The organism is uncultured Thiocystis sp. (genome assembly GCF_903866365.1).
GTDB lineage: Bacteria > Pseudomonadota > Gammaproteobacteria > Chromatiales > Chromatiaceae > Chromatium.
Genome location: NZ_CAIPNF010000268.1, coordinates 1 through 5,208 on the forward strand (window position 1 = coordinate 1; position 5,208 = coordinate 5,208).

5 protein-coding genes are annotated in these 5,208 nt (G+C 59.9%); 1 reads left to right on the plus strand and 4 read right to left on the minus strand.

Features of this window, described 5'->3' with window-relative positions; translation table 11 throughout:
- Positions 1 to 178: 178 nt before the first annotated feature.
- The 4 genes from QZY07_RS15165 to QZY07_RS15180 form a co-directional block, all read right to left on the minus strand.
- A complete protein-coding gene (locus QZY07_RS15165) occupies positions 179 to 1,225 on the minus strand; it encodes a hypothetical protein (protein ID WP_295404435.1) in 1,047 nt (348 codons plus the stop codon).
- Positions 1,222 to 1,758 carry a hypothetical protein gene (locus tag QZY07_RS15170; RefSeq protein ID WP_295404438.1) on the minus strand — a complete coding sequence of 179 codons (537 nt, stop codon included), beginning with the start codon at positions 1,756 to 1,758 and terminating at the stop codon, positions 1,222 to 1,224. The genes QZY07_RS15165 and QZY07_RS15170 overlap by 4 nt, the downstream gene beginning before the upstream one ends.
- 117 nt (positions 1,759 to 1,875) lie before the next feature.
- Positions 1,876 to 3,042, minus strand: coding sequence for an Rpn family recombination-promoting nuclease/putative transposase (locus QZY07_RS15175; RefSeq protein ID WP_295404441.1), 1,167 nt, complete (start codon positions 3,040 to 3,042; stop codon positions 1,876 to 1,878).
- A 64-nt stretch (positions 3,043 to 3,106) separates the two neighbouring features.
- Positions 3,107 to 4,642 carry a DUF1566 domain-containing protein gene (locus tag QZY07_RS15180; RefSeq protein ID WP_295404443.1) on the minus strand — a complete coding sequence of 512 codons (1,536 nt, stop codon included), beginning with the start codon at positions 4,640 to 4,642 and terminating at the stop codon, positions 3,107 to 3,109.
- Positions 4,643 to 4,711: 69 nt separating this feature from the next.
- Here QZY07_RS15180 and QZY07_RS27485 point away from each other — a divergent pair, with 69 nt between their 5' ends.
- The gene (locus QZY07_RS27485; RefSeq protein WP_363184307.1) at positions 4,712 to 5,077 is read left to right on the plus strand and encodes an efflux RND transporter permease subunit; all 366 of its coding nucleotides are present in this window, start codon (positions 4,712 to 4,714) and stop codon (positions 5,075 to 5,077) included.
- Positions 5,078 to 5,208 lie beyond the last annotated feature (131 nt).

Sequence of the window (5,208 nt, forward strand, 5' to 3'; positions counted from 1 at the left end):
ATCCATGAAAACAGCGTGAAATGGCGTCCATGTCGTGAAAAACGGTCATTCAATAACCGATTGAGGAGAAAGCTACCTTGATTGTCAGCCTTCAGAGCGGCTTCGCCGTGACGTCCGACCTAAGTCGGACAGGCTCCTAGGAGCAGCGGCACGGATGCCGCCACCCAACGCCTCGCGTTCACAGCCGACTGATCGCCTCCCATGCCTGCTGTCCGGTCTGGTCGATCTGGGCGACCTGCGTCTCGAATTGAGCCTGAAGCGTCTGTCGCACCTCCAGAAACCGGACAAAGGCCGCCTGTCCCTGTTGCAGACTGCGCGACGTCTCCTCCAGTGCCGCGAACGCACCCTGAATCACCTCGCGGTCGAACAGCTCCGCCAGTTGCTTGGCGGTGGTGCCTGGATCGGGATCGCGCGGTGCGTCGCGGTAGAGTTCCAATGCACGTTCACGGCCAATGCCGAAACGCTTTTGCATCTGTTCCAGAAAGGCATTGCCCGGCTGGTCGGGATCGTCCGTGACACCCTTGTGCATGACGGTCAGGGCGCGGGCGGAGGCGGCTTGTTGCAGCGCGGCATCGGGATTGGATGCCGTCGGATCGAGCGTGGGATGGGCAAGTTCCTTGCCATACTCCTGAAGAATAGCGACCGCATCCGCCAGCGGAAGCCGGCCGGATTTCAGGTTGTCGACGAAATACGCCACCTTGTCGGCGGCGATCGCGCCCTCTTGGCCCAATTCACGAAACAGGGCTTCGACTTGCGCCATCCGAGCCGCTTGATCGGTCAGTGACGCCGATTGCTGGATGTCGGGCGGTCGCCGGTGGAGCAATGACTGAATTTTTGCCCGCAGGGACTGACCCAGTACCCGGCGGCGTTCGTCCTGCCGACCGCCGCTGTGCGCCAGTTGGAAGATGCCGTAACCGAGAGTCGCGCACACGGCGATGCTGCCCGCCACCCATCCGACTGGAGTGGTCAGGGTCGCAACGGCGGGGATGCCAAGCGTATTGACCAATCCCGCCGGAAGCCAGCTTAAGGCGGTCCCCAGTCCCGAGGTGGTCACGATATTGGCCCCAAACCAACCGGCGATACTCGGCGCGGCAACCCCGCCCAACGTCCCCGCAATCGCCGTGCTGCCCGCCGCGCCGGCAAGCGTCGCCGCATCGGGTTTTTGCGTCTTCCGATAGGTCTTGACGTAATCGGTCAGGCCGGGTTTCTCGGGTTGCTCGCTCATGACTGGAAGCCATTGGGGAAATATTCATCGCGCAACGCCAGAAAAATATCGGCGAACAACTGGAAGAAGCGTTTTGCAGCGGTGATCAGATCCTCGATGATCGAATAGCTGACCTGCTGACCCTCGGCGAGCTTGTCCAGCCGATGTCCGTGCAGCATCCCCAGGGTGATACCGATGGTCATGGCGATGGGCGCCAGCAGGGGGCCGATCCAGGGAATCAGATTCACCAGCGCACCGAGTGCCGCGCCGAGCACGGTCCCCAGCACCATGTTGGAATTGGCCCGCATGAACTCCCAGATCTTCAGCACGATGACGCGCCCGATATTCACCAGGACGCCGCCGACCACCTTGGTCTTTTCCCACAGATCCTGCATCCGGGTGACCAGTTCCAGCGAGGCGCCGCGTCCATGCAGCAGCGTCGCCATGTCGGTCCATTCCAGGGCCTGGGTATCGGCATTCAGGATCATCAATTCCAGCTTGGCCTCGGTGCCGGTCATCCGCGGCATCGTTGCGGTCGTGTCGGTCGTCTTCATCGCGGTGGGTCTCCATCTTGTTCGGATCGATCATTTCCAGCGGCGACAGGATTCAGTGATCGTCAGCCATTTCCAACATCCTCAGTGCCTCAACAACATCCAGCATTGCCTCAGTCATCACGATTGGGTTCGATGATCGTGCGCGATCCGTTCGACCTGTCGCATCAACTCCTCGCCGCTGGCGCAGTCGATCAGGCATTCGCCGATGGCGGCGAGTGATTCAGGATCATCAAGAGCGGCGGTCAGCTCATCCAGGCGGGCGGCGATGGCTGGACCAAAACGGCGTCTCGCCTGGCGGGATAACAGTGTGCGCTCGGCATGGAGTCCCTCTTGCCGTCCCTCTTGCCGTCCCTCTTGCCGTCCCTCTTGCCGTCCCTCTTGCCGTCCCTCTTGCCGTCCCTCTTGCCGTCCCTCTTGCCGTCCCTCCTGACGCCCCTGTTGCCGCCCCTCCTGCAATCCCTGTTCAAGCCCCTGTTGCCGCCCCTCTTGCAATCCCCGCTCAAGTCCCTGCTGTTTCCATTGTTCGGTCCACTCTTGCACTCGCTCGCTTAACATGGCGCGTACCTCGCTCAATTCGTGCATGATCGGCAGTTCGACACCCGGCAACCGGGCTGGCAGCAACACCAGGCGCAGAAACTCGGTGAATGCCTGCCGCAGTGGGCCGTTACCCGGCGCGTCGAGCCAACCGACCAGCAGGGTCAGCACCTCGACCATCGCCTCGGGGGTTTGACTGCGCTCCAGGCGAAACAGGGCGGCGCTCAGTCCGCGCAGCCCGGTCAGACGGGCTTCATCGTAATGTTGCTCGTCCAACAGAAAATAGCGGATCCGTGGGCGGTAGCCTTCCAGACCCGGAGCCTGTTCCACCAAGGCATCCAGGTCACAGGGCGCTGTCCAAGCGGGGCGTCCGTTGTAGAGCAGGATCGGCACCACCGGCGGTAGTTTCCCGTCCGCTCCAAGCTGACCCTGCCGGATCAGATCCTGATACAGCAAACCGACATAGGTGAGGATGCGCACCGCCATCCAGTGATCGACAGATGACTGAAACTCCAGCATCAGATAGAGATACAGCCAGCGTGGCGGCGCGTTCGGGGAGTGCCAGCGCACCCGCCAGATCAGATCGTTGTGACGCTCGCGCAGGTCATCCGTAATCTGGCTGGCGCTGACCTTTTCCAGGGTCGTGAAATCCAGACCCTGGACCCAGTCCTCGGAAATGAATCCGCTCAGCAGATCCTCGACCATTTGGGCATGGGAGAAGAGCAGTTTGTAGCCGGGGTCGTGGCGCATGGCGAGTGATTGAATCTATCCCTTGCTGTTTGCAAGGGCAGGGTCGTATGAGTCGAAGTGACGATTAGCCGCGTACAAGGCGCACACAGAAGTTGCCATTGATTTGATTGAAAGATCCGGACTTCCCTGTACCAAAATAGACATACCGCGCATTGCCTGAATTAGTATCTGCTGAACTCGACCAAAAATGACGCTCTAGCGTTCCTAAAAAGGCTTTGTGATCAATGGATGGGCGAGTTCCTTCGACGACGATGGTTTTCAGTTCTTCCAGACTTGGCACCCGCCAGTCCCGATATCCAGCATAGCCACGGAAATTTAATTGCTTGGCTGCCTCTTGCGCTTCGTACCAGTTGAGCTGACTTCCTTCTTTTCTGCGGCAGGTCTTTCCGTCCCCAGAATCCTGCCCCAACGCACAGCGCATCCATTGCAACCCGGTTTCGGTATCCAGCACGGTACCATCGTTCAAATCGCGATAACGATTCTGGTTGATTTGCGGCGTTTGTTTTTCCTGATCCGCTGTCGTCGTGTTCTCCTGATGATTCGTTGAGGCGGATTGTCGAGCCCCGTCAGCCCCGGCATCCGTTTTCGTCGGCTCACCGACCGCCCCCAGCAACCCCAACACCAACCCATGACAACCCAGCAATTCAACCGCCAGATCGCGCAGCGTGACGGTGACGCTGGTATCGATCCCCTCTTTTTCGATGAATCCGCGCAGCACCCGCTTCAGTGCATCCCGGCGGCTGACCGCCAGATGATCGACCAGCAGATCGATGGTGTCGCAACTGGGGGCGTAACTTTCCGCGATCTTGTAGAGTGCCTTATGACTGGGCGCGGAGATGTTGTCCAGGATGAAACGATGCTCGACCCGCCCCTGGGGGCCGCTCAATTCGACCAGCCGCGCATAGACCTCGAAGCCCTGATCGTCGATCTCGTCGATGAGTCCCTCGATAAAATCGGCGAGCGTGATTTCCTCGCGCCAGGGCAGATCGACCTCCTTGAGCGCCTTTTGCAGATATTTGATTTCGGTGAGGCTCCAGGCCGCCGATTTGAGCGTGAAGAAGTCCTGAATGACCCGCAGCATCCGCAGCTTGGCGGGGTAGCGATCCGGATAATCGTAGGTCTCCAGGGTCAGCAGCCAAGCGTGGAGGTTCTGCTGAATCTCGATGGTCTCGACCCGCTCTTCCAGCGCCACGAAGCGGTCGGCGATGCGGTTAGCCATCGCGGTCAGCATCTGGCGGGTCTCGGTCTCCTTGACCGCCAGGGTCAGCAGATTGTTCTTCACCGCGATCATGGTATGCGCGAGCATCAAATCGCGTTCGTTGAGCAGTTGCAGATAGCGCCAGCCGAGCCGCTGCATCTCGAACAACGGGTTTTGCGAGGCGGCCATCTGGTCCAGGGTCTGCCCGGTCAGGCCGCGCCAGGCCCGCTTGAAAAAGGGCTGATTGGCGACGATCCCCAATTGTTCGGGGCGCACCGACAGCAGGCGCGTGGCATCCATCGCCAGTTGCTCGGTGTCGGCCGACCGCTCGCGGGCGCGCGCCAGCAGGGGTTCCAGGGTGCGATCAAGGGTAGCGAGATCGCTGGAGCTGGCGTCGAACATGGCGAATCCTGGGATGACGGATGAAAACGTAGTTTAGTGCGTTTGATGAGGGCGCGTAAAATCATGAGGATGGTTGAATGTCGACCTCGTCGCACTGTCGCCGTCGCCAACAGCCGTCATGCCATCGGCACCGGGGTTATGGGCGGGATGGTCGGGGCGACGCTGCTCGGGGTGCTGTTCGTGCCGATCTTTTATGTGGTGGTGCGGCGCTTGATGGGACCGGCTGCAAGATATAGAGCGCCCGCGCTTCAGATTTGGCATCGACCACGACGCCAACACAGCCGATCTCCGTGGCGGTTCGGCGGGCAAGGGCCAGCGCAAAGTGCAGCAATGCCTTGGCGATTCCACACCCTGCGTTTGCTCAGCAGGAGCAGGGCGAGATTGATCGACCAACGGCGCAGACGGCGGATCCAGCGAGAAAAGTGGGCTCTCTAGGATCTCAGTAGATAATATATTTCTTTAAAAACAGTAGAATAGGCGCGCCTCACCAAAAAGCATCGCCCCTATGGCAATCGGCGCAAAAAACGCAAGCCTTTGATTTTTAAGCATACAAACGATAACCAACC

Coding starts and splice junctions, on each gene's coding strand:
- QZY07_RS15165 (WP_295404435.1), bottom strand. CDS start 1,225: ATGAGCGAGCAACCCGAGAAACCCGGCCTGACCGATTACGTCAAGACC.
- QZY07_RS15170 (WP_295404438.1), bottom strand. CDS start 1,758: ATGAAGACGACCGACACGACCGCAACGATGCCGCGGATGACCGGCACC.
- QZY07_RS15175 (WP_295404441.1), bottom strand. CDS start 3,042: ATGCGCCACGACCCCGGCTACAAACTGCTCTTCTCCCATGCCCAAATG.
- QZY07_RS15180 (WP_295404443.1), bottom strand. CDS start 4,642: ATGTTCGACGCCAGCTCCAGCGATCTCGCTACCCTTGATCGCACCCTG.
- QZY07_RS27485 (WP_363184307.1), top strand. CDS start 4,712: ATGGTTGAATGTCGACCTCGTCGCACTGTCGCCGTCGCCAACAGCCGT.